General features: G+C 42.9%; 23 protein-coding genes, 1 tRNA gene and 1 pseudogene. 16 read left to right on the forward strand and 9 right to left on the reverse strand.

The features are described from left to right. Positions 1–10: 10 nt before the first annotated feature. Complete coding sequence (locus V7K60_RS31035) at positions 11–916, reverse strand: hypothetical protein (RefSeq protein ID WP_334931482.1); 906 nt, start codon at positions 914–916, stop codon at positions 11–13. Positions 917–1,245: 329 nt separating this feature from the next. On the opposite strand from V7K60_RS31035, the gene mnmA reads away from it, so the two are divergent. From mnmA to V7K60_RS31050, 3 genes are all read left to right on the forward strand, one after another. After that, positions 1,246–2,301 (forward strand): tRNA 2-thiouridine(34) synthase MnmA, encoded by a 1,056-nt coding sequence (gene mnmA / locus V7K60_RS31040; RefSeq protein WP_334931633.1) that lies wholly within the window; start codon positions 1,246–1,248, stop codon positions 2,299–2,301. A gap of 86 nt (positions 2,302–2,387) precedes the next feature. Then, positions 2,388–2,732 (forward strand): hypothetical protein, encoded by a 345-nt coding sequence (locus tag V7K60_RS31045; protein WP_334931484.1) that lies wholly within the window; start codon positions 2,388–2,390, stop codon positions 2,730–2,732. Next, positions 2,722–3,123 (forward strand): hypothetical protein, encoded by a 402-nt coding sequence (locus V7K60_RS31050; RefSeq protein ID WP_334931485.1) that lies wholly within the window; start codon positions 2,722–2,724, stop codon positions 3,121–3,123. Before V7K60_RS31045 ends, V7K60_RS31050 begins: the two co-directional genes overlap by 11 nt. Positions 3,124–3,386: 263 nt before the next feature. On the opposite strand, the gene V7K60_RS31055 is transcribed toward V7K60_RS31050, so the two are convergent. Further along, a complete protein-coding gene (locus V7K60_RS31055; RefSeq protein ID WP_334931486.1) occupies positions 3,387–4,040 on the reverse strand; it encodes a Uma2 family endonuclease in 654 nt (217 codons plus the stop codon). A 193-nt stretch (positions 4,041–4,233) separates the two neighbouring features. Between V7K60_RS31055 and sat the strand changes: the two genes are divergently transcribed. After that, positions 4,234–5,412, forward strand: coding sequence for a sulfate adenylyltransferase (gene sat / locus V7K60_RS31060; RefSeq protein WP_334931488.1), 1,179 nt, complete (start codon positions 4,234–4,236; stop codon positions 5,410–5,412). A gap of 289 nt (positions 5,413–5,701) precedes the next feature. Next, the gene (locus V7K60_RS31065; RefSeq protein ID WP_334931489.1) at positions 5,702–7,813 is read left to right on the forward strand and encodes a caspase family protein; all 2,112 of its coding nucleotides are present in this window, start codon (positions 5,702–5,704) and stop codon (positions 7,811–7,813) included. Positions 7,814–7,831: 18 nt separating this feature from the next. Here the strand turns inward: V7K60_RS31065 and hisC are convergent, their stop codons facing one another. Beyond that, positions 7,832–8,881 (reverse strand): histidinol-phosphate transaminase, encoded by a 1,050-nt coding sequence (hisC, locus tag V7K60_RS31070; protein WP_334931491.1) that lies wholly within the window; start codon positions 8,879–8,881, stop codon positions 7,832–7,834. A gap of 402 nt (positions 8,882–9,283) precedes the next feature. On the opposite strand from hisC, the gene V7K60_RS31075 reads away from it, so the two are divergent. Then, a complete protein-coding gene (locus tag V7K60_RS31075; RefSeq protein WP_334931493.1) occupies positions 9,284–10,048 on the forward strand; it encodes a methyltransferase domain-containing protein in 765 nt (254 codons plus the stop codon). Between the two features lie 41 nt (positions 10,049–10,089). On the opposite strand, the gene V7K60_RS31080 is transcribed toward V7K60_RS31075, so the two are convergent. Beyond that, positions 10,090–10,161 (reverse strand) — tRNA-Val (locus V7K60_RS31080). Between the two features lie 338 nt (positions 10,162–10,499). After that, complete coding sequence (locus tag V7K60_RS31085; RefSeq protein ID WP_334931495.1) at positions 10,500–10,988, reverse strand: DUF1499 domain-containing protein; 489 nt, start codon at positions 10,986–10,988, stop codon at positions 10,500–10,502. Between the two features lie 196 nt (positions 10,989–11,184). Here V7K60_RS31085 and V7K60_RS31090 point away from each other — a divergent pair, with 196 nt between their 5' ends. The 7 genes from V7K60_RS31090 to opcA all read left to right on the forward strand — a co-directional run bounded on the left by V7K60_RS31090 (position 11,185) and on the right by opcA (position 17,599). Beyond that, positions 11,185–11,316: a hypothetical protein gene (locus tag V7K60_RS31090; RefSeq protein ID WP_334931497.1), complete on the forward strand. Its 132-nt coding sequence runs from the start codon at positions 11,185–11,187 to the stop codon at positions 11,314–11,316. Next, on the forward strand, positions 11,313–11,576 hold the full coding sequence (locus V7K60_RS31095) for a hypothetical protein (RefSeq protein ID WP_334931499.1): 264 nt from the start codon (positions 11,313–11,315) through the stop codon (positions 11,574–11,576). The genes V7K60_RS31090 and V7K60_RS31095 overlap by 4 nt, the downstream gene beginning before the upstream one ends. A 325-nt stretch (positions 11,577–11,901) precedes the next feature. Continuing rightward, the gene (gene fbp, locus V7K60_RS31100) at positions 11,902–12,951 is read left to right on the forward strand and encodes a class 1 fructose-bisphosphatase (RefSeq protein WP_334931501.1); all 1,050 of its coding nucleotides are present in this window, start codon (positions 11,902–11,904) and stop codon (positions 12,949–12,951) included. 292 nt (positions 12,952–13,243) lie between these two features. Then, positions 13,244–14,389, forward strand: coding sequence for a transaldolase (tal, locus tag V7K60_RS31105; RefSeq protein ID WP_334931503.1), 1,146 nt, complete (start codon positions 13,244–13,246; stop codon positions 14,387–14,389). A gap of 40 nt (positions 14,390–14,429) precedes the next feature. Further along, on the forward strand, positions 14,430–14,555 hold the full coding sequence (locus tag V7K60_RS31110) for a hypothetical protein (RefSeq protein WP_334931505.1): 126 nt from the start codon (positions 14,430–14,432) through the stop codon (positions 14,553–14,555). Beyond that, the gene (gene zwf, locus V7K60_RS31115; RefSeq protein ID WP_334931507.1) at positions 14,548–16,077 is read left to right on the forward strand and encodes a glucose-6-phosphate dehydrogenase; all 1,530 of its coding nucleotides are present in this window, start codon (positions 14,548–14,550) and stop codon (positions 16,075–16,077) included. Before V7K60_RS31110 ends, zwf begins: the two co-directional genes overlap by 8 nt. A 139-nt stretch (positions 16,078–16,216) precedes the next feature. Then, positions 16,217–17,599: a glucose-6-phosphate dehydrogenase assembly protein OpcA gene (opcA, locus tag V7K60_RS31120; protein ID WP_334931509.1), complete on the forward strand. Its 1,383-nt coding sequence runs from the start codon at positions 16,217–16,219 to the stop codon at positions 17,597–17,599. Positions 17,600–18,024: 425 nt separating this feature from the next. Here opcA and V7K60_RS31125 read toward each other — a convergent pair whose 3' ends face one another. Beyond that, positions 18,025–18,714: a glutathione S-transferase family protein gene (locus V7K60_RS31125; RefSeq protein WP_334931511.1), complete on the reverse strand. Its 690-nt coding sequence runs from the start codon at positions 18,712–18,714 to the stop codon at positions 18,025–18,027. Between the two features lie 180 nt (positions 18,715–18,894). Between V7K60_RS31125 and V7K60_RS31130 the strand changes: the two genes are divergently transcribed. Then, positions 18,895–20,328 carry a cobyrinate a,c-diamide synthase gene (locus V7K60_RS31130; RefSeq protein WP_334931513.1) on the forward strand — a complete coding sequence of 478 codons (1,434 nt, stop codon included), beginning with the start codon at positions 18,895–18,897 and terminating at the stop codon, positions 20,326–20,328. Positions 20,329–20,488: 160 nt separating this feature from the next. Continuing rightward, positions 20,489–20,680: pseudogene (locus tag V7K60_RS31135) on the forward strand (ISAzo13-like element ISMae28 family transposase); the annotation flags it as partial. A gap of 378 nt (positions 20,681–21,058) precedes the next feature. Here the strand turns inward: V7K60_RS31135 and V7K60_RS31140 are convergent. Then, positions 21,059–22,810 carry a hypothetical protein gene (locus tag V7K60_RS31140; protein WP_334931515.1) on the reverse strand — a complete coding sequence of 584 codons (1,752 nt, stop codon included), beginning with the start codon at positions 22,808–22,810 and terminating at the stop codon, positions 21,059–21,061. Positions 22,811–22,955: 145 nt separating this feature from the next. Here V7K60_RS31140 and V7K60_RS31145 point away from each other — a divergent pair, with 145 nt between their 5' ends. Further along, positions 22,956–23,108 (forward strand): hypothetical protein, encoded by a 153-nt coding sequence (locus V7K60_RS31145; RefSeq protein WP_334931517.1) that lies wholly within the window; start codon positions 22,956–22,958, stop codon positions 23,106–23,108. Positions 23,109–23,197: 89 nt separating this feature from the next. Here the strand turns inward: V7K60_RS31145 and V7K60_RS31150 are convergent, their stop codons facing one another. Next, entirely contained in the window at positions 23,198–23,851 is a 654-nt protein-coding gene (locus V7K60_RS31150) for a hypothetical protein (RefSeq protein ID WP_334931518.1), read from the reverse strand. A 711-nt stretch (positions 23,852–24,562) separates the two neighbouring features. Beyond that, the gene (locus V7K60_RS31155) at positions 24,563–24,985 is read right to left on the reverse strand and encodes a tellurite resistance TerB family protein (RefSeq protein WP_334931520.1); all 423 of its coding nucleotides are present in this window, start codon (positions 24,983–24,985) and stop codon (positions 24,563–24,565) included. Between the last annotated feature and the right edge of the window lie 29 nt (positions 24,986–25,014).

Consider the following 25,014-nt stretch of genomic DNA (forward strand, 5'->3'; position numbering starts at 1 on the left):
CCCCATTTATTCACTTTCCGTAGTAAACTCTGGCATTACCGTATCCGAGCTTTCGCATATACCTGTTCCATTCTTCAGCTTGGAATCGATTGGGGAAAGGCCCTACTGCTACGTGTGGACCTCGTGGTTGCATCCTTTCAAGGACTCCGCTAGATCGTCCTAAATCTTGTGTCAATCCGCCTAAATTCTGCCTAACTTGTGCTGCGATCGCTCTTAACTGTTCGGAAGTGGTGGGAATGGCGACATAATATCTAGAAACTTGTCTATTCGCATTTATAATATTGCGATCGTCTCTATAGTTATAGTTGCCATTGTCTGCATTTATTTCCTGTCCGTTACCAAAGCTGATAATTCGGGCGTTATATATGCCTCGTGATTGTAGCTCATTCACCCGTTGTTGGGCGTTGGTTACTCTATTAAAAACTCCTGACTGAATTACAGTCCGACCTTGGAACTGGCGAATGTAAGCACTGGGTTCAATCTGACGTATTGCTTGTAGTGTCTGGAAATTACTACCATCAACATAAACTAAATAGCGCTCAAAGTTCTGGTTATATTGACTAAACTGTGAAGATTGAGAGGGCTGAAAATTTTGCTCAAATTGATTGTTCGGTAATGGTTGAGAGGGCTGAAAATTCTGCTCAAATTGATTGTTCGGTAATGGTTGAGAGGGCTGAAAGTTAACTTCAGGTTGATTGAAGTCCTGTGCTTGACTTGGTTGTAACTGCGGTGATGGCTGTTGACCAAAGGGAATTGGCGGTAAAATCTCACTAGTTTCTTGAGCCAATAGCACGTTGCTGTTGAAGATTTGTGCTTGTGCTGGGGTAGAGTCGGGAATCAGTACAAAGCATCCTCCCACTAACAAAAAGAGAAGTCTGATAGTGGGCTTCCAACCTTGAGAACTTTGGCACGGCATTTGAAATGGGATAAATTGACTTGATATTCCTCTCGACATACTCGACATAATAGTTAGAAAGTAGTCACAGTATTTTTAGGTAATTTCCATCAGGAACTAATTAGTTTACCGTTGTAGCAACTATATAGCGTTAACGTAAAGTTAGCTCATCTGCGTGGCAAAAAATACATCTGTAATTAATCTTAGATGAAAGAGTGAATAACGATGTCTAGGATGGGCTATGCCGACGCTAATTCAGTGACGTTAAAACTGAAGCGCTTTAGTAGCAAGGCTTTGAAAGAGTGTGTGCTACAATTGGACAACCACGCAGCTATCGTGTCGTGCTTTGTATGAAAAAAGTCGTCGTTGGTCTTTCTGGTGGCGTTGACAGTTCCACCGCCGCAGCTATCCTGCACCATCAGGGCTATGAAGTGATTGGTTTGACTCTTTGGCTAATGAAAGGCAAAGGTCAATGTTGCTCTGAAGGTATGATCGACGCGGCTGATATCTGTGAACAACTGGGTGTTCCTCATCAGATTGTCGATATTCGGGATGTCTTTCAGACGCATATTGTCGATTACCTGGTAACTGGTTACAGTGCTGGGATTACGCCTTTACCTTGTTCCCAGTGCAATAAAACGGTGAAGTTTGGGCCAATGGTGCAGTATGCTCGTGAAGAATTGGGATGCGATCGCATTGCCACTGGTCATTATGCCCGAATTAACTATGACGAAGCAACTGGACGTTATCAATTATTAAGGGCTGTTGACCGTAACAAAGACCAGTCATACTTTCTCTATGATTTGTCTCAAGATTTACTTGCAGCAACTATATTTCCTCTAGGCGAACTAGAAAAAACTGACACCCGCCGGATTGCGACTGAATACGGACTGAAAACTGCTGATAAACCAGAAAGTCAAGATTTATGCTTAGTGGAAAGTAACGGTTCCATGCGGGCATTTTTGGATAAATATTTAGCTCCCAAAACAGGCGATATTGTCGATGTTACAGGCAAAGTTTTGGGACAGCATGATGGTGTCCATCACTACACCATTGGCCAGCGCAAAGGCTTGGGAATTGCTGCTGCCGAACCGTTGTATGTGATTGAATTAGATGCGGAAAATAATAAGGTAGTAGTAGGCGATCGCACCAAGGTAACTCAGCCAGAATGCACTGTAAATCGGGTAAATTGGGTTTCCATTGCGGAACCATCTACCCCAATTCATGCCGAAGTGCAAATTCGCTATCGTTCAACGGCTACACCAGTGACGGTGATTCCGTTGGAAAACTCCCGCGTGCGTTTGGTGTTTGATGAACCCCAAATCAGCATCACTCCTGGACAAGCGGCGGTGTGGTACCACGGCGAGAAAGTGTTAGGTGGCGGAATTATTGAACAATTTAGTTAATAATAACTCTTACCCTGTTTTGGCATAAAGCAAAATCACCCTTCCTCACTTGTAAGGAGGGGTATTTTTATTTTTAAATGGGATATATGCCGGAAAAACCTATCTCTGACCAGTTTTTGATACAGCTATTAGAAGGCTATACTTCTACAGAGACGACAGAGATTCAACAATACATAAGTGAGTGGAATGCTGCTACCTATACCAGTGTTGCCCAAAGTATCTTAGACCATGCTAATAGAAAAGGAATTGACCCATTAAAGTATCTACGCAAAGCTCATAACTTTAATAAAAAAGGAGCGATTAGAGTTCCGAAAACTGGATATCGTGGAGATAGTTCAGCTGTATACCGTAAAGGCAATGAATATCTGATTGTTAGACCTGACCAATATGGTACTGAAAAGATAGTTACTTATGGAGTCAATGATGACTAAAGCAATTTTAAATCAGCAAGAATTGATTAAGAAAAATATTATTCAATTATTAGCACAGTTGACTAATACTTATCAAAATATACGAGGCGAACGACAAGAAATTTCTATTCAGTTTCCAGCAGAAGATGAAGAGTTTTCACTTTTAGAAGAACTTGAACTTTTAACAGTAAATCTCAGAGGTTATGCAAGTCAAATTCAAAGCACAGGTCAAATTGTCAATCAAGACCAGGCAATTGAGCAATTACAAGCTATGCGAGTTTTAAATATACCTCAGATTGCGAGTTTTTATTTTGGCAGTAATGGCAATTATGAACAGATAAAAAGTTATATTAGAACGTTAGATTACTTGCGGTTACTACTGTTGGAATATTTGCAGTTTCAGAGTGACTAAAATCATTACTGATTAATTTTGGTTTGACCCTTTATGCTTGGCGATTCTTTCCCGCACAGCTTGTCGTATGATTCGCTTTAAATTTTCTTTATTTACTGTCATAAAACTGATTCAGAAAAGATAATAATACAGTTTAGTTAAGCTTTTGTTCTCCCCCTGCTTTCCATGCCTTAAAAGATAAATTTCCTTAATTGAACCGTATTGATACTAGGAAGAATTGGCAAAATTGATACTTGCAAAGAGCTACGACTACGTGCTTTCTATCAAAAACTACTTCTATCTAATGCCCCTTCAAACTCTTTCAAAGCTTGTACGGTTCCTACTTGCCAAGCTCGTTCAACTGTAGCGGCAATAATTTGAGTTAGAGGGATATTTGGAAAGTTAGGACTGTTATCAGATTCGATGTAATGTCCATCCCTGAGTAAATAAATCCTCAGCTTTTTACTATCGTAAATCCATAGTTCTGGAACAGCGATCGCTTCATAAGCATCAAGAGTTGTTTTTGATGTCACATCTGTTTCAATTACCAAATCAGGAGGCGGATCGTTTGGTTCCAGTTTGCGACGACCGATCATTCTTTGATAATTTTGAATGTAAAAGCAAGCATCTGGTTCTACCCCCGCTATATTTTCCCGCTTGAAGGTGGTTGAACCGAAGGGTTCATAACTTTTCCCTGCAATCTTCAGCAAGATTTTTACAATATCCGAAATTAAGTCCTTTGATTTTTCGTGTTCGGGTAGAGGAACCCTAATTTCTAACGTAGACTTGCTGTAAGCAACTCGTAGCGATCGCTTTTCCCCCAGTTCTTGCAAAATAGACTCAAATTCCTCCCAACTTATATCCTGGATATTCACTGTACTACCAGGCGCTAGCCGCATTTGGCTAACAGGTTTAACAACGGGGGATACAGCAGTCATAAGCATTTTCCTTATACAGGAACTATTCTGAAACTTGAGGCTGGATTAGCTTTAGCCTAACCTAATCAGATCGGTTGGAGGTTAGTTGCAAAATTTCTTCCATTCCCTAAACTATTTTTCTGTACGTACCAGCATTTGATAAGTTAGTACATAATCTGAAACAATAACAGTAAAAGCAGAGAGGGGATCTACGTTGAGTCACAATCCAGATGCCATAGCCCCCCACGGTGGACAGTTGGTTAACCGTATTGCCACACCAGAACAAAGAGCAGAGTTTCTCTCAAAAGCTGACTTTTTGCCGCGAGTGCAACTTGACGATCGCGCCGTTTCCGATCTAGAAATGATTGCGATCGGTGCTTTTAGTCCACTGACGGGTTTTATGAACCAAGAAGACTATGATCGCACTGTCACAGAAATGCGATTAGCTAACGGTCTTGTGTGGTCAATCCCGATTACACTATCGGTAAGCGAAGAAGTAGCTTCCCCTTTGCCAGAAGGCGGCTTAATCCGTCTGGATAACTCCAGAAGCGAATTTATCGGAGTTTTGCAACTTACGCAAAAATATGACTACGACAAAATCCGCGAAGCAATAAAAGTCTACCGTACTAATGATGTCAATCATCCCGGCGTACAGGTACTTTATAACCAAGGTACTGTAAATCTGGCGGGTGATATTTGGTTGTTGCAACGCGAACCTCATCCCCAGTTTCCCAGTTACCAAATCGATCCAGTTGCCTCACGGCAACTATTTCAAGACAAGGGTTGGAAAACCATCGTCGGCTTTCAAACTCGCAACCCCATCCATCGCGCCCATGAATATATTCAAAAGTGCGCTTTAGAAATCGTTGATGGTCTATTTTTGCACCCATTAGTCGGGGCGACAAAAGAGGATGATATCGCTGCTGACGTGCGGATGCGCTGCTATGAAATTTTGCTGGAACATTACTACCCCTTAGACCGGGTAACTCTGGCAATTAATCCGGCTGCAATGCGCTACGCTGGGCCTCGTGAGGCTATATTCCATGCTTTAGTCCGTAAAAACTACGGCTGTACTCACTTTATCGTCGGACGAGATCATGCTGGTGTCGGTGACTATTACGGCACTTACGACGCTCAATATATCTTTGATGAATTTGCACCAAGTGAATTAGGCATTGTGCCGATGAAATTTGAACACGCTTTCTACTGCACGCGCACTAAGCAGATGGCAACATCTAAAACCAGTCCCAGCAGGCCAGAAGAACGCATTCACCTATCAGGGACAAAAGTCCGCGAAATGCTGCGGCGTGGTGAGTTACCTCCACCAGAATTTTCCCGTCCAGAGGTAGCAGCTGAGTTGGCGCGGGCAATGCGGATAGAAGTAACGGTTTAGTTTAGGGCATTGGGCATCCCTTCGGCTTACCTCGGCTTCGCTCAGCACAAGTCGCAGTTCGACTACGCTCACCGTAAACTCAGGGCAAGTGGGCATGGAGAAGAGACAAAGGAGACAAGGAAGAAGGGGGAGACAAATAAGAGATTTTCAATAATTCCTCCTTGTCCCCCTTGTCCCCCTTGTCTCCCCTGCTTACCTGCTCCTCCGACTCCCCACGTTTTTGTAACTTTACAATACAGAGTTCAGCCCTGTAAGCTGCTAACTGATAGCTGAGGGCTGATAGCTAATTATGAAACGTCGCACGTTTTTACAGAGAATTGGCTCAATACTCGCGGTATTGGGGATAACTGAAGCTGAGTGGTTGTCTTTAGGAAATCGCTATTATCAGGCTTTGGCACAACCCAGTCCGCGCAAGTTGGCATTGTTAATAGGTATTAACCAATACCCAAAAATTCCAGCCCTCAGTGGTTGTCTGACGGATGTAGAACTACAAAGAGAGCTTTTGATTCATCGCTTTGGTTTCCAAGGGTCAGATATCCTAACCTTAACTGAGGAAGAAGCTAGTAGAGAATTCATTGAGGCAGCTTTTTTGGATCACCTGGGTAAGCAAGCTAAACCCAGTGATGTAGTCGTCTTCCACTTTAGCGGCTATGGCAGTCGTGTCAAATTGGAGACATCATCAGAAACAATGCAAAATGCTCTGGTGTCAGCTAATGCCAATCTTATATCACAAAATGAGAAAATAGTCAACTATGTATTAGAAGAAACTCTACTGCTATTATTGCGATCGCTCCCTACAGATCGAGTCACAGCAGTATTAGATACTAGCTATTATGCGGCAACCCCACTATTAGGATTAAAAAGTCGCGCCCTTCCAGAATCAGTAGAGGCAAAGCTAGCATCAGAAGAACTCGACTTTCTCCAACAACTTAAAACTCAGAAGTTATCCAGCACGCCGATTGTCTTAGCAGCTACCTCAAATCCCAAGCAGCCTGCCAGGGAAGAACTCTTTTCTGGTTTTAGTGCTGGGTTATTTACCTACGCCTTGACGCAGTATTTGTGGGAATTCACCCCAACTACCAGAATTCAAGTCGCCCTTTCGGATATAGAAAATTCTCTATCCCAATTGGGTAGTAAACAGCAACCAGCGTTATTAAATAGTCAAAAAAATCAACATCTAACGTCTCTACCACCAGACGGTATTATTGGTGCAGAAGGCGCTGTGAGAGCGATTGAAGAAGATGGCAAAACAGTCCATCTGTGGTTAGCAGGATTACCCCCCCAAGTGCTGCTATACTACGGAGTTAATTCTCGATTCACCTTAGCAACAACAACAGAAGAATTAGTATTACGATCACGGACTGGATTAACAGCAAAAGCGCAAATTGCCCAAATAGAAGGTGCAAATTCCCTAGAAGTCGGGCAACTTGTCCAAGAAGCAGTCCGGGTTTTACTCCGAAATATTCATTTAATAATTGCTTTGGATACTGGATTGGAAAGAATTGAGCGGGTAGATGCCACAAGTGCCTTTGCTGCATTTCCCCATGTCTCCACTGTAGTCGTAGGGGAAAAACCAGCTGATTATTTATTTGCCAAACTACAGCAAACACCTAGTCGCTATGGTCTATTTTCTCTTAGTGGCGAACTAATTTCTAATGCCATAGGGGAAGCAGGAGAAGCAGTAAAATTAACAGTGCAAAAGTTAGCACCAAAATTATCAACCTTGTTAGCAGCCAAGTTATGGCGACTTACAGAAAATCAAGGTTCTTCCCGCTTGGGTGTGAAGGCAACCTTAGAAATAATTAACAAGATATCGCCTCGCGTTATCATGCAGCGCGAAACAGTACGAAATTTCAAAACTGAAACTTCGATTCAAAAATCACTACCTACTCCGATTGTCCCTATCGGTAGTCGAATGCAATATCGGGTAGAAAACCAGAGCGATCGCCCAGTATATTTAATCTTACTGGGATTAAACAATAATCATACAGCGATCGCCTTCTATTCTTGGGAAACCCCCCAAGAAGCAAATACTGCGGACACCAAGCCTCTCCTGAAAGAAGTCGTCATTGCTCCAGGTGAAACTCTCACCCTACCCCAAACTAATACTGCTTCCGAATGGATGATTTCAGGGCCAGCTTCTGAGTGCGAACACCAACTGATTTTTAGTACTGCCCCCTTTAACACAACTCTTGCCGCCTTAAACACTGCCAAGTATTCCACAGCCGAAGAAGGGCCAATTGGCCCATTGTTGAATTCTTTAGATGTTGTACAAGCCTTGCTACAAGACCTACATAACGCTAGTGCCCTCAAAACAGAGATGAACAGTACAACAGTCGATTCACATAGCTTAGATGTGAATAATTGGGCAAGTCTTAGCTTTAGTTTTCAAGTGTTGTAAGTAAGTGGGTGTGAATAATTAAAGGTTTGTAACTAGTGCCTCTACTAAAGCCTGATTTTGCTCATCTGTCCCAACAGTGATGCGTAATTTATCATCTAGTCCAGGCTGCTTGAAGTAGCGGATTAAAATTCCCCGTTTCTTGAGTTTTTGATAGAGATATTCTGCGTTTCCTTCTCTTGGCTGCGCCAGCAAAAAGTTAGCTTGGGAATCCCAGATATGAAAACCTAATTGTTTCAAGTCTGTTGCTAACTTAGTCCGTGATGCCTTAATCTTTGCTACACAAGCATTTTTATAAGCTTGGTCAGTGATGGCAGCCGTGCCAATTGCACAAGCGATCGCATCAATGTTATAGCTATCTTTAACCTTAAACAATCCCTGCAACAGTTTGGGATTTGCCACCCCAAAGCCCAATCGCAATCCTGCCAAAGAGTATCCCTTAGATAGTGTCCGAATCACGATGACGTTTTCGTATTCTTTAACCAAAGCCAATGCATTCTCTTCGGTAAAATCTATATATGCTTCATCAATCACTAAAACTCCAGATAACTGGCTGGCTAATTTTCGCAAATCATTTGTTGCCACCAGATGCCCCGATGGACTATTGGGCGACGCAATAAATGTCACAGCCCCATTAGCAGCAACTAATTCGTCCTTTGGTAAACTGTAGTCTTTGCTGTAGGGAATCTCAATAATTTCCGCCGCTTGCATTTCTGTTAATGTGCGATATAGCACGTAAGTAGGCATCGGATAAACTACCTTCTTCCCAGGTTCTGCACAAGCTCGAATTACTACACTCAACAATTCGTCACTGCCATTTCCGACAATTATCCAATCACTAGGAACTTCTAAAACTTTACTTGCAGCTTGCCGAAACTCCCCCCCAAAGGGTTCTGGATACCGCCGCAACCATTCACCATCAATATTCTGTAGCACAGCTAATGCCGCAGGCGAAGGAGGATAGGGGTTCTCGTTGCTGTTAAGTTTAATAATTGGTGTACCGCGTTGAGGCTGCTCACCAGGAACATAGCTAGCCATTGTATCAACATTAGAGCGAAAGTAGTTGGTCATAAGGCATAGTAAATTGGGTGGGATGTCTACGGTGGTAACAGAGCGGCTGGTGAGCATCTCGGCTTCGCTCGATGGAGCCGGAGTCGAACCATGCCGTACCACTTCCCTACGGGACGCTACGCGAACGTGGAAGCAAGCTACGCGCAGCCTTTCGTAGAGAAGTGCGGGCTACGCCTACGCACCTCATGGCGTATCTTAAAGCAAATTTCAACCCGCAATTTCTGACGATATCGGTTTTTGTCCTTTACATCAGAAAATACGGCTTTATAAATTACGAATTACGTTAGCGTAGCGGTAGCGGGTCTGCATACTCTTACAGAGAAGCAAGCTATCAAGAGCGTCTGTCTTCGACACGCTGCACGAACGTAGAGAGCGTCATTACGAATTACGAATTATAAAAATATGCCAGATAAATGGAATCCAGAACTATACGAACGATTTCAAGCTGAAAGAAACCGTCCATTCTACGACTTGGTAGACATGGTACATCGGCAAGAAAACTTACGAGTTCTCGATTTAGGGTGTGGAACCGGAAAGTTAACTAAATATCTGCATGAAACCTTAGCAGCACAGGAGACTTTGGGGATAGATGCTTCTGAGAAAATGCTGGAAAAGGCGCGTCAGTTTGAAGGCAATGGACTACGGTTTGAGCAAAGACGGATTGAGGAAAACCCAGGAGATGGGGAGTTTGATGTGGTATTTTCTAATGCGGCATTGCAGTGGTTGACGGGACATGAGATTTTATTTGAGAAATTGCGGGCAAAACTGCGACCTGGTGGACAGCTTGCCGTACAAATACCAACGATGGATAGTGAGCCAGTGCATCAGATAGCAGTTGAGACTGCAAAGGAATTCAGTCAAGAATTAGGAGGATATGTGCGGCGTTTAGAGGTACTTCCCCCAGAAACATACGCCAGGCTGCTTTATAAATTGGGGTTTGTCAAGCAGGAAGTCAAGCTTCAAATTTATGGACATGTGTTGCCCTCACGAGAAGCCGTGGTGGAGTGGTATCGCGGGACATTGCTAACGGCTTATGAGTCCCAACTGGATGCCCAAACCTATGAGCAATTTGTGGAAAGCTATCAGCAGAAGCTATTTGAGTTGTTAGAGGATGAGCGTCCGTTCTTTTTCCCCTATAAGCGCATCTTAATGTGGGGGCATATTTAAGAAACTGAAGCTAGTTAGCTGAAAACTTTGCTATGTATAAGTGGGCGATACTGGATTTGAACCAGTGACCCCATCCGTGTGAAGGATGTGCGCTACCCCTGTGCTAATCGCCCAAGACCTTTTATATTACCATAATTTACTAAATAGCAACGTAAGCTGAAATGCCTAAGGCTGACTTGCTGCGCCTACACTTTTGACGTTATTCTTCATCATTGCCGTATGTCACGCAAGGACTGTCAATTATGAGTGCTGGCTCAAATGAATTGCAGAAAATGACAGTAGAACAATTAACCTCAAATTCGTCAGGGTGAATGCACGTTATCGCTTCTTCTACTAAGGTATGCAAAGCACAATCATTGCAGATAGTCTGACATTTCTCCACTAAGTATAAATTTTTAAATGGTATTGCGATCGCACTTCTATCAGTTAAATGAGAACAGTAGCGACAAAATCAAATGTTTAAATCGCGTAGAGCCAGACGAATTTGTTCGCTTCGTCTGCGGTTGACACCGAGATCAGACTCTCCCACGCGAGAAGCCGATCGCAGATGAATTACTGACTCATTAGCAGGTAAATAAAATTCTACATCATCAACAAATTTGAAGATGCGGCTTTTAGAAAGAGCGTGGATATAATTATCTGTTTGTTCTACAATTTCTGTACGGGGAACAACGCTGAGAACTTTTAGTAAAATTTCTCTAGCTGCATTGCGGTCTACATGATAGGGAATCGGGTCGATAGCGTGTTTTTCATCTGCGTTTTGACTGACAACACAGTTGTTTGAAGCCGGGCAAGAACTAAGATGACCATTATCAACTCCCAAGCTAGAAGCTGCCCAAGTAGCCCCAGGAAGTATTAAACTACTAATCAAAGTTAAGAGTATTGCAAAAGCGATACTCCGTAAGAATTGCTGCCGGAACGCTGTTAGCAAAAGAAACATAATAAATTTACTCCTTTTGTTTGGTTATTTCGGGTGAGTACTGCCAGTTGCCTGTTTGCTCTACAGATTATCATCTATCCAGCCATACTCTGAGTTTGGGCAATCCCAATGCACCCGCGCCGACCAGTCCCTTTTGCCATTGTTGCTGCCAATAACGGAATCAAGCCAAAAAAGTGACCAATAATTCAGATTTCCATTGACTACGAACCCAAAATCATTAGCAGGGGTTGCGACTGTATTCCCTGGTGATTCCAGCTTTGACTTAGAAGAATTGGCTGGTATCGGCTTTGTTGTGGCCAATCTTAGAAAGTTTGATGGTTGTAGATGAACATAGGAATAATCCAGCCTTACAATAACGGGTTTTTAGAAGTTGTACCAGAGAGCGATTATTGGCAGATTGCAGCTATACACATCAATGGCCAAGCCTACTGCCCTACTCCTCAGCTTTATCGTTCAGAAAAAGTGGCATTAGCAAAAGCAACACAAATTTATGATTGGATAGCTGACCATGAACACCAAATCAGTGATGAGGCTTGCTACTGCTCTGAATTGAAACTTATCTTATGGCAGCAACCAAAAGTATCTTAGTTAACTAGGGAGATTGCTTGCCTTGGGCAAATCTGATAGTAGTTTCGTATTAATGTTTCAGAGTAAACCTATAGTCCCTGCCGCAAATCTGGGGATTTTAGTTTGTTAATAGGATGTGTAGGCATAACCCGCTTGTTTGAGAAAGTCGTGTTAAGTCGAAGTAGCTAGGCTCTGCGTGCAGGGGTAACAGAAGATTCATTTCTTTAGTTTATCTAAAGTCGCATCTAAGTTATCAAATTACCTTTCTAAGATAGAAGCAGCAACTATAAGTTGCTATAGATGACTAAAATCCAATTAACAGCTAGTGGCTGCGGAGAACATAAAAATGGCTAAAGCGCCAGAATCTTTAGACTTATCTACCGACGATATTACAGACAGAGCTTTAGATCGTGACTGTACAACCTTATCTCGTCACGTCCTCCAACAACTTCAGAGTTTTTCGCCAGATGCACAGGATTTAAGTGCGCTAATGAATCGCATCGCCCTGGCCGGGAAACTGGTTGCTCGTCGCATGAGTCGCGCTGGTTTAATGGAAGGCGTTCTCGGATTTACTGGGGAAGTTAATGTCCAAGGCGAATCCGTCAAAAAGATGGATGTCTATGCCAATGATGTATTTATCTCAGTGTTTAAGCAAAGCGGCTTAGTATGTCGCCTCGCGTCTGAGGAAATGGAAAATCCCTACTACATCCCGGAAAATTGCCCCATTGGCCGTTATACCCTACTGTATGACCCAATTGATGGCTCATCCAACACTGATAATAATCTCAGCTTAGGTTCCATTTTCGCCATTCGCCAGCAAGAAGGAACTGATAGCGATGGTAAGGCAACCGATCTCCTCACTAATGGACGTAAGCAACTCGCTGCGGGATACATCCTGTATGGGCCCTGCACGATGTTGGTTTATACTATAGGTAAGGGCGTTCATTCTTTTGTCCTCGATCCCAGCTTAGGAGAATTTATTCTCACAGAAGAGAATATCCGCATTCCTAAACACGGTTCTGTTTACAGTGTGAACGAGGGTAACTTTTGGCAGTGGGAAGAATCGATTCGAGAATACATTCGCTACGTTCATCGCACAGAAGGCTACAGCGCTCGTTATAGTGGCGCAATGGTAAGCGACATCCATAGAATTTTAGTTCAAGGCGGCGTGTTTCTTTACCCAGGTACAATTCAAAACCCAGAAGGAAAATTACGCTTGCTTTATGAAACAGCTCCTCTCGCCTTTTTAATTGAGCAAGCAGGCGGTCGTGCTACTACAGGACTAGTAAATATCTTGGATGTGGTGCCAAAAAAACTGCATCAGCGCACGCCTTTAATTATTGGTAGCAAAGAGGATGTAGCAAAGGTGGAGTCTTTTATTCAAAACGGACACTAGAAGACAATTCGTAATTCGTAATTATTGTTACGTAAGGGTTTTAGACGTTTTATAAGAGTGACTTATTTCCTCTGTGCTGTACTCTCATCTGCCATTAATTAAACGTTAATCATGGTGATTTAGGATTGGAAATGCAAAATAGCGCTTTTTGAAGATCAATTAAGGATTATCTCAGCTGGCCGATGCAATAAGTGATTGGCAACGTCACAATTCAAAAGTAACCATCAATATTTGATGCGTTTTGCCAAATTTACTTAGAAGCATCACTATACAGGAGTGAAATGAACTAGCTATGGCTACCAATCATCTACTAGAAATTAACCAATACGGTCAAAGTATCTGGATGGATAATTTGACCCGTGACATTATTCAATCAGGGGAACTCAAAGAACTGGTTGAAAATCAAGGGATCTCTGGGATTACCTCTAACCCAGCCATCTTTGAAAAAGCGATCGCAGGTAACGTCATTTATGATGGCGATATCGAAGCCGGAGTTCGGGCTGGCTTACCGATATACAAAATTTACGAATCCCTAGTTTTTGCAGATATCCGTAATGCCTGTGATATTTTACGCCCTGTTTATGAAGCCTCGAATAGACTAGATGGTTATGTGAGTATCGAAGTCCCGCCAACTATCGCCCATGATACTGAAGCAACAATAGCTGAAGCCCGACGCTATTTCCAAGAAGTTGGTCGGGAAAATTTAATGATTAAAATTCCCGGCACAGAACCTGGTTTGCCAGCAGTAGAACAGGTAATAGCCGAAGGGATAAATGTTAATGTTACGCTGCTGTTTTCTGTAGAAAGCTACATCAACACAGCTTGGGCTTATATTCGGGGCTTAGAAAAACGGGTGGCTGAAGGTAAGGACATCAGTAAAATTGCTTCAGTCGCTAGCTTCTTCCTCAGCCGGATCGATAGCAACATTGACGGCAAGATTGATGCTAAGTTGAAAAAAGGCGTTGATGATATTTCCGTGGAAGCAAAGCTCTTGGCTGTTAAAGGAAAAGTAGCGATCGCTAACGCTAAGATTGCGTATCAAGAATACAAGAAAATCATTAGAAGCGAGCGTTGGCAAGATTTGGCAGCAAAAGGGGCCACAGTACAACGGCTACTTTGGGCTAGCACCAGCACCAAAGACCCCAACTACAGAGACGTGATGTATATCGAAGAGTTGATTGGCCATGATACCGTCAACACCGTACCACCAGCGACAATTAAAGCTTGTGCCGATCATTGTAACGTAGGCGATCGCTTAGAAACGGATGTAGAAAATGCTTACACGCTGATCGAAAACCTCAAAGATCCCGACATCAACATCGATCTCGATACTGTAATGGATGAACTGTTAGTCGATGGTATTGACAAGTTTATCCAGCCCTTCCAGTCCTTGATGAACTCTTTAGAAGAAAAGATCAAGGTATTGTCACCAGTGTAGGGACTGGGTATTGGGGATAAGGGGACAAGGAAAATAACTCATGCCCCATACTTCGACTCCTTTCGACTTCGCTCAAGGCAAGTCGCTCAGTACAAGTGCCCCATCCCCCATGCCCAATCTCAAAATCCAAAATCCAAAATCCAAAATCCAAAATTGTTATGGTTAGTCTGCTAGAAAATCCCTTGCGCGTTGGTCTGCAACAACAAGGGATGCCCGAACCCCAGATTATAGTCATTTTTGGCGCTTCTGGCGATCTCACTTGGCGCAAACTAGTGCCAGCACTTTACAAATTGCGGCGAGAACGGCGTATTCCACCAGAAACAACCATTGTCGGTGTGGCACGTCGAGAATGGAGCCACGAATACTTCCGTGAACAAATGCAAAAGGGCATGGAAGAAGCACATTCTGATGTCGATTTAGGGGAACTCTGGCAAGATTTCTCCCAAGGTCTGTTCTACAGTCCTGGGGATATAGACAACCCTGAAGGCTACCAGAAACTAAAAAACTTATTGAGTGAATTAGACGAAAAACGGGGCACACGAGGGAATCGAATGTTTTACCTCTCGGTTGCCCCCTCATTCTTTCCTGAAGCGATTAAGCAGCTAGGAAGCGCCGGGATGCTAGAAGATCCCTACAAACATCGTCTAGTAATTGAAAAACCCTTTGGTCGCGACTTGGCTTCTGCCCAGAGTCTTAACCAAGTGGTACAGAAATTTTGTAAAGAAAACCAAGTTTACCGCATTGACCACTACTTGGGTAAAGAAACAGTCCAGAATTTGCTGGTGTTTCGCTTTGCCAATGCGATTTTTGAGCCGTTGTGGAATCGTCAATTTGTTGACCACGTGCAAATTACCGTGGCAGAAACCGTAGGTGTGGAAGACCGGGCTGGTTACTATGAAAGCGTTGGCGCACTACGGGATATGTTGCAAAACCACTTAATGCAACTTTACTGCCTAACGGCGATGGAAGCACCCAATGCAATGGATGCCGACAGCATCCGCACAGAAAAAGTGAAGGTACTCCAAGCTACTCGTTTAGCTGATGTTCACAATCTGTCGCGGTCAGCAGTACGCGGACAGTACAGTGCTGGCTGGATGAAAGGTCAAGCAGTGCCAGGGTATCGGACAGAACCAGGCGTTGCTGCCAACTCCACCACACCGACCTATGTCGCCATGAAGTTTTTGGTAGACAATTGGCGCTGGCAAGGTGTTCCCTTCTACCTGCGTACTGGTAAGCGGATGCCGAAAAAAGTTAGTGAGATTTCCATCCACTTCCGCGAAGTTCCGTCTCGGATGTTTCAATCTGCCGCCCAACAGACAAACGCCAACATTTTGACGATGCGGATTCAGCCAAATGAAGGAATTTCCGTGCGTTTTGATGTGAAAATGCCGGGGGCAGAATTTCGTACCCGTTCCGTTGACATGGACTTTAGTTATGGTTCCTTTGGCATCCAAGCAACATCCGATGCCTATGATCGCCTATTCCTTGATTGTATGATGGGCGATCAAACATTGTTCACAAGGGCGGACGAAGTAGAAGCAGCTTGGCAAGTAGTAACACCAGCCCTTTCTGTTTGGGATGCACCCGCCGACCCAACTACTATTCCCCAGTACGAAGCCGGTACTTGGGAACCAGCAGAAGCAGAATTCTTAATTAACCAGGATGGCCGTCGCTGGCGCAGACTGTAAATATTAGTCATTTGTCATTAGGAGCCACTGCGTTGCGGGGGTTCCCCCCGTTGAAGCAAGTGGCGCTCATTAGTCACTAGTAAAAACAAATGACAAATGACAAAATCCAAAATCCAAAATCCAAAATCCAAAATTTCCTATGGCTCCCCAAGCTTCTACAATTTTTTCACTTCAGGCACCAAAAGATATTTCGCTTGACGAATTAGATGCGGAACTTAATCAAATTTGGCAAAGCTACGGCATTACTGGCGAAAACGGTGGGCTTCCTGCTGCTACTCGCGCCACTACATTTACCTTAGTGGTTTACGAACCCGAAGAAACCCAGTATCTTTTGGCCACTTTGGGATTTTACAACGGCCCGCTTGACGGGATTTTAGGGCCTCAGATGGTAGCTGCCTTGCGGCAAGTGCAGACAAAATATGCACTGCCAAATACTGGAACAGCAACACCTGAAACCCTGGCTTTCTTGAGAGAAGAATTCATCAAACGTCAAGGAAACGCGGCTACGGGAGACAATGGTTCTATTGAACTTCCCAGCTTAAGCTTAAATGCCCCAAGCCCCAGAATTGCTGATGAAATTGCCCTCCGCAACCCTTGCCGCATCATCGCGCTATTTCCGATTACTGGCGAAGATAAAGGGGTCAAGGCTCAAGTTTCTGCCTATTGCCCGATTCAAAAGCAATCGTCAAGTACACTAATTTGCTGCGAATACATCACTCTCAGTGGAACTGCTGCTGCCTTGGAACGGGTAGGGGGCATGATTCCAGCATTGTTAATTGGCGGCTTACCAAAGTTTCTCTGGTGGAAAGCAACACCAGACCCCAATAACACTCTATTCAAGCGGTTGGCAGACGTCTGCAATAATGTGATTGTGGACTCTTGCCGCTTTAACGAGCCAGAAAGTGATTTACTCCGCCTCCAAGAATTGGTGGAAAGTGGGGTTCCCCTAGCTGACCTCAACTGGCGTCGCCTCTCAGCATGGCAGGAATTGACAGCTGAAGCATACGACTCACCTCATCGTCGGGCAGCCCTTCGGGAAGTTGACCGAGTAACTATTGATTATGAAAAAGGCAACCCCGCACAAGCATTATTATTTTTAGGTTGGTTGGCAAGTCGTCTAGAATGGCAGCCAGTTTCCTATCAAAGGGAAACCGGAGATTATGATATCACTCGCATTAACTTTATTGCTCAAGATCAACGGCAAATAGAAGCCGAATTAGCGGGTGTTCCCCTTGCTGATGTGGGTGAGATTGCTGGCGACTTGATTGCTTTGCGTCTCAGTTCGACCAATCCGAAGGCAGACTGTGGTACAGTAATTTGCTCAGAAACTGGTGGTTGTATGCGGATGGAAACCCACGGTGGTGCTCAATCTGCCGGTCTGTTTCAACAGGTGACTTCACTTTCAGAACAAAAGGCGGAAGCATTGCTGAGTCAGCAAGTACAACGCTGGGGTCGTGAGTCACTTTTTGAAGAAAGTCTGGGGATTACAGCGAATATTTTCAAATTGGAAACAAATAGTTAGTTTCGCTTGGAAAGCATAAAAGTTACCAAAATTGTGAAAATCAACTACAAGCCCTTCAGATTTTTGGATATTTCAATAATCTGGAGGTTTTTTTTATTTTCCTTGGTTTTAAGTAAGTCAGTAGTTTGGATAGATGGCTACGGCAACCCGTATCCCTTTCCTACGGAACGCTCCGCGAACGGGGAAGCAAGCTACGCGTAGCGTCTCCAACAAAAGAAGCGGGAACGCCTATAGGATTGGTACAGTTGCCCTGTTGAAGGCGATCGCTTCTTGACAAAATGCAAAATTTGCCAGCCCTGCGGGATCTTGCTACATCCCCCAACCCCTTCTCCCAATTTTGGCAGAAGGGGAGCCAATTTCAAAGACCCTCTCTTAAGCTTGGGAGAGGGATTTAGGGTGAAAGCTCATTGATTCATACAAGAAGTCTATTGAAAGGATAGGTCGTATTTGCCTCCACGCTCCAGGGCGAGTTTGTAAGCAGGTCGCGCATGAATGCGCTCGACAAATTCTTTGAGCTTTGGCCGGTTCTCAACCTCTTGGGGAAGCGTAGCCACTACTTCTAGGGGAAAGCTCATTTGGATATCAGCGGCAGTAAATTCATTGCCTACAACCCACGTATTTTTACGGAGTTCACCTTCTATGTAGTCAAAGTGAAGTTTGATCTGGGGCGCGACGAATCCGCTAACCACGCTGCTGTCCCCTGCCCCGAAATTGTTCAATACCAGCCGCATCACCAGCGGTGGCATTGCAGAGCCTTCGGCGTAATGCAGCCAATACTTGTAGCGCAGATGCTCTGGCGTACCGGAGGCTGGAACTAGCCGACCATTCCCGTAGCGATCGACTAGGTATTCGATAATTGCACCCGACTCAGCGATCGTCAAGTCTGCATCTGTGATTACTGGTGACTTGCCGAGGGGATGAACTTGGCGCAGCGACTCCGGTGCCATCATCGTCTTTGGATCGCGTTCATAGAATTTGATCTCGTATTCAATACCTAATTCTTCAAGCAGCCACAGCACCCGCTGCGATCGCGAGTTGTTAAGATGATGCACAACTATCATAAAACGTTCCTCTTTTGGTAGCTTATTGTTATCTGATTCTTGGCTAATTTCCAACTATACTATTAGACTTTTTCAGCCTAACTCTCCTAATTGGCTGGTTTTCTTGTTTCTAATTGGTATAAGTTTGAGTTAGTCGGTTGGAGAAACTGGTGTATCTGCTTTTGCAAAAAGTGACGATAGACACACAGCCAATAATCGAAATAGTTGCTGCATAAAACCTAATTTGTTTCATTTATGGCTTTAGTCATTGCTGGGGAACGTAGTGGGGTGGGTAAGACAACAGTCACGCTCACCCTTTTAGCATCTTTACGCCGTCGCGATCGCCTGGTGCAATCTTTTAAGGTAGGGCCAGACTACATTGATCCCATGTTTCATCAACACGTAACTGGTCGTGCTTGTCGCAATTTAGACCCCGTATTGACTTCTGAAGCCTACGTTCAGCAATGTTTTGCCCATCATAGTCAACTGAGTGAATATACCCTCGTGGAAGGGGTGATGGGGTTGTTTGATGGAATTGGGCATAGGGAATGGGGCACTTGTACTGAGCGTAGTCGAAGTATGGGGCATGGGCAAGAAAAGCAAAAATCAACTGATTTTGCGAGTACTGCCCACATCGCGCGGCTGTTAGATTTGCCTGTGGTGTTGGTGATGGATTGCAGTCGTTTATCTGGTTCTGTAGCTGCGATCGCTCACGGCTATCGATCTTTTGATCCCCGAATTAAAATAGCTGGGGTAGTATTAAATCGTGTTGGGAGCGATCGCCATCTCTCTCTTCTCAAAGATTCCTTAGAACCTTTACAATTACCTATTCTCGGCGTAATGCGCCGTCAAGATAACATCACAATTCCCGATCGCCATTTGGGTTTAGTACCCACAGCCGAACTTCCCGAACTTAATGCTTTAATCGATCGCCTCGCCGATTTAGGAGATACTTGCTTTGACTGGCAACGCTTATTACCTTTGTTAAAATCAGAACCCCTTTCTGGCTCTGCTTCATCCTCCTTATCTCCCTCATCCCCAGTTAGGATTGCAGTAGCCCGCGATCGCGCGTTTAATTTTTATTACCAAGACAATCTCGATTTGTTGCAACAACTTGGTGCAGAATTGGTTTTCTGGAGTCCCTTAAAAGATGCTGACATACCAAAAGATATCCAGGGAATGTATTTTGGCGGTGGTTTCCCGGAAGTTTTTGCCCAGCAACTAGCAAAAAATACCAGTGTTCGTGATGCAGTGAAAACGGCAATACTTAAAGGAATGCCTACAGTTGCCGAATGCGGAGGATTGATGTATTTGTGTGAGCAAATTATCGATTTTGAGGGTAAATCTTGGTCGATGGCGGGAGTACTACCAACATCTGCTGTGATGAGTGGGCGTTTAACTTTGGGCTATCGTCGTGCAGTCGCTTTGCAAGATAATTTGTTAGTGAAGGCAAATACAACTGTTTACGGACATGAATTTCATCGTTCCCATTTAACCTTAGCTCCCACTCAGCCCCTATTTGAAACTTATCGCTACGATTGTGAAGAAAATATGGGATGGGAAGGATGGGGTTTACCTGCAAATATTTATGCTTCTTATGTTCATCTGCATTGGGGAGAAAGTAGAGAAATTCCCCAGCAGTTTCTTAAAGAATGTCTAAAAGTAGCATCTTCAGCAACGTGGATTTAACAATACAGTTCAGATAAGGGACTTCCAGAAAATAAAATATACAGACAATAAGAATGATAATCATTATGAGGGGAGGGAGAGGCTGCCAACGGCAGCCTCTCCCTCCCCTTTTTGTAGTAAATTCGATGATGATTCGATTTTTGGGTGTGCATAGGTGTCAATACAACTAACGGATTCATTAAAAAAGTTGTTGAAGGGAACTGCCGGGCAATTAAAAGGAGCCAACAAACGTAAATTTATAGCACAAACAGTTGTGGCATTAGGACACGGAGGACGGTCGTTAGCAGAGCAAGAGTTAGGATGGAACCGTGTAACTATTAATAAAGGAATTAAAGAATTAACTAGTGGTATAACTCTGTAATGATTATCATTTTCAATAACTGTATACTTTATTTCCTGGAAGTCCCTAAGTATTGGTTCATTTGACCGTGGTGGTAGAAATCGAGTTCCGACAGAAACTGATGACCATGAAACTTTCCCGGATTTAGGGAAATGGTTTATTGATATTTGCTATGGAGTAACATATTTTTAAAAAATAGTTATTAATCTAAAAATCTTTGCCACTACGAATTCTCTAAAAGGCAGTTACAGATATTTCCACGTAGTTTGAGAAATAGGTAATTGCTCACGAAGTAAAAATTTCTATCAACAAAATAGCTGAGGAAATTCATTACTTTTCCTCAGCTATTTTTTATTTTCTGAAACGGAGATTTTAAATTAATTTGAATATCTATTCACTGCGATTTAAATTCCCTGTTTCAACAACTTGCTTTTCATAAACATCTGGAACTTCATTATGACCAATAGCAGGTTTCACGTTAGCTCCAGTAGTTAGATCAAAAAGATTTTTACCTAATTCTATTGGCACACCACTATTGTTATGAATAGCATTGTCCTTTAGTCCCCAGAGATTTATCATCCATTCTTCATCTGGGGATTCGACCAAATTATCTGCAAGAGTCTTCTGATACCATATATCAATCTTTTTTACTCCCGAAGGTATCTCTACAGCAGGATCATCGGCCGCATTCTGGAAATTTATGGTTGCCATTTTAGATTCATTCACGTACTCCTGAAACTCCACGATTGTAGGAATAAAAGGATTAGGAAAAGATATCCAAGCTCTAAGTGGAGAACCAGAACTTATATTATCCCACAAAGATTTCATGTTATTTGGATTATTTCCCAAATCATAAGTTGCTTGCTCAAGCTTATTGTTTGCTGGGTGGGGATCGAGAAGGGTAAGTTGTATATAGCTACCGAGATGAATCTCACGTAGTTGTGTTACTAAATCGACTAATGCTTGGGTAACTACAACAGTTCCTCGGCTGTGGCCAATTAAATGAATATCAACTACATCCCCAGTATGCTGTTTACGATGAATTGATATCCAATCTAAGATTTTTTCTCGAAGTTTAGTGCCAGCTTCTGTTGCTAGTCCCGGTTTAGATGTTCCGGAAGTGCTAGTCCAGTTAAACTCGATAACATCATCATATTTGTCTATACTCTTTAGCTTCTCAGCCATAAGGATTTCCCAATCCGGGATCACAAAATGATCGCTAACTTTCCCAGCCGCATATCTCGCAAGCCAGGTAGGAGCTATGTAATCATAACGATTAAACCCATGCGATATAGCTCCAAGCATCCACTTCTGAAAATAAGTTGTACTTTTCTTACCGTTGTAAGTTGCGACAACAACAACGTAAGGAAAAGCTGTATTTGGTTTTAGGTCTGTTCCAGAAATCAACTTGACGTTATGCTTACCTGAACTTAATAAAGTTGGATCGGAAATGTCTTGTTCCCCAATTTTTTGTGTTGCAGGAGCGGCATCCTCAACGGGTGAGCGATAAATCTCAAAATGAATAGGCTGGCTGGCTTCCTCTTGATCAGATATTTCAATGGTATAGTCTACGGTCACACTTTGAGCATCAGTTGTTGTAGCTTTGGTTAAAGTGAGTTCATTTTTATTTTTGGGTTTCTCTGGCTTCTGATAGCATTCTGCTACGAATTTATACTCGTAATCAACCACGCTGTATTGATTACGGAACCAGCGTAAATAGACTTTACGTCCGTTCACTATAAAACCTGGTGTGCGGTGTTCATTCCAATCTTCTGGCTTTACACCGTAAACACGCGCAAGCCGGGCAGCGTCTGGAACATCACCCGACCTATATAAATAGTTATAGGTAACTAAGCCAGGGTTAGGTGGATTGGCAAGCTCAAACTGCTTTTTTTCTTCTTCTGTTTTGGGAACATCAGGAGAAATCTTATCCTCCGCGTTAATTGAAAAGTTGTCGCATGGGTAATTGGCTACTGATTGCGGGTTAACTTGTGCTGTTTTATGGTCGAACTGAAAACTATTTTCTTTGATTGTTTGTTTTTTTAGTGGTATATCGTAAGCAAAAGTTTTATAGGGTATTACGTTTAAAGCTGTAAGCCCAGACAGAACAGCTATAATAGCAAATTTTCTCACGCCATTCATTACAATAATTCTCCAGTTGAGGAGGAGCTAAAAAGCTAATGTAATAAAGTAATTTATTCTATTTGTATTTACATAAATAGATAATTACATTATTACAACTGTTTAGAGATTTCAGACGCAGTTGGCTCTCGTTGGGGTTAGAGTTATGAGTGATTTAACGGTTAATGATGATTCATATCAGCAGTTGTTAAATCGCATTGGTGAGTGTTTGGCATTGGGGCGTCAACGGGCTTTTGAGCAGGTTAATTCAGTTTTAGTAGAAACTTCTATTTCCCGACATCCACTCATAAGCAGCTAACCACCATACGAGCCAAAAAATTTCAGCGACGATAAATCAACAAATAGTGTCAATTTTTAACAAAGTTAAATGCGCTTTATTTTAGCCCATCACTGATGCAAGCAACCTACAATAGGTAAGCAAACTTTGGGTATAGAAACAGGATTATTATTTGATGATGGTTGTGAAACGCGAGGTTTTGGCGTATCAGGAACGGGAGCAGATGAACCGTCAGGATTAATAATAGGAACATTCCGAAAGTTAAAATGAGCGCCATTAATGGTATAATCAAGCACTATTTCTAATAAACTGATATAAGGAGTTGAAGTGGGTACTTCTGCAATATCAACAATACCCTTATACTTTATGTCTTTCACCATATTTACTCTTGTAAAGCCATTACTTCCAGCAATATTCTTTCCGATTTGAAGTTTACTAGGGCGATATTCAGTACCTTCCGGGTCTACCATTCTAGAATTCTTCGTACTAAAACCAACCCCTTCTACATCTACAGTACTACTCAGAGAAAAGGTGCAACTAACTGTCTTCATTTTTCTTGCACAGAATTTTAGTTCCACGATTAAAGAACCAACTGTTTCAGTTTGTATCGTCTCATCACTATCAGGTTTCTGGGAACTTGAATTTGGGCTTTGTACAGGTTTTCCACAGACAACTTGACCTGATGATGTTTTCATGCAAACATCATCGGGAGATGCTAACGCAGGAATACTGAATACTGATACACCAAATGTGCAAAGAGTCATCAATATATTGAACTTTGAAAAGCAAGAATAATAGGATGATTTCATACTGTTGGTCTAAGAGGACAAACGGAGAATACAATACTGTCAGAGATTTTGTCCAGTAATTTTACAGATATTATTAGAAGCTTTAAATTAAATACGCGAAATAAAAAGAGGCTTTATTTACCTCATATCCAGCAATCCTAAATATCAGTTAACAGACATTTAATAACAGGCTAACAACTGTAAATAGTGAAATCAACAGAAATAGTAAGACATCGTACCTTTCCTACCTTTCTTACTTTTTGTCTTTACAACATCCCAGAGATTAAAATTGGCGTGGGAGAGGCTGCCGTTGGCAGCCTCTCCCACGCCCCCCTAACAATGATTATCATTTTTACTATCTGTATATTTTATTTTCTGGAAGTCCCTAATGGGACTTAGACAAAAAATAGCTATAAAAAAGCCTTAAATCTATATGCAGAGAGACTTTGACATCGTTTTGCCTAGTTTCTTGATATATCTGGGTTTCAAGCATTCTTGAGCATTTGGTGTATTTTCCTTGCCTTGTATGGATTTGAGGCTTGTTTATGCTTCAAAAATGTTTAAGTCCCGATAACCCCAAAACCCTCATGTAGAGACGCGATTTATCGCGGAGTATGGGGATAAAGAGACACAAAAAGGCGGTGAGATAATTCACCGCCTCCTCTTGGATCAACTTATAACTCCATGTTAGTTTTGGACTTCAACCCAACGACGGTAAAGCTTTTGAATTTGTTTGAGAAGCGCAGTAGGAGCTGATTGAGTTGACTCATTCGGCTTCGCTATATCCTGCAATTGCGTCAGGAGTCTGGCTTCTTCGACCGCAACTTCACCATCGCTATAAATTAGGCCACTGATGGCTTCAATCAGATTTTCACAATCTTCAAGACTGGGGCGATCGCCTAAATACTCCCGCACCCAGTCGTAGCATTCTTTTGGCTGTACAGGAACTAATTCGTACAGCCAAGGCTTAATTTCTGGGTCGTTAGCTAAACCTTTAGCTTGAGCTATTTCGCGGAGATATTGCCGTTCTTCTGGCTGGATTCTGCCATCGATCCAGGCTGCTCCAATCAGGATTTTAACTAAATTTTTCACATTGTCAGGGGGAACCATTGCTGCCTCCTCTGGTAGATTCAGGCCTC

The organism is Nostoc sp. (assembly GCF_036917555.1).
Classification (GTDB): Bacteria; Cyanobacteriota; Cyanobacteriia; order Cyanobacteriales; family Nostocaceae; genus Nostoc.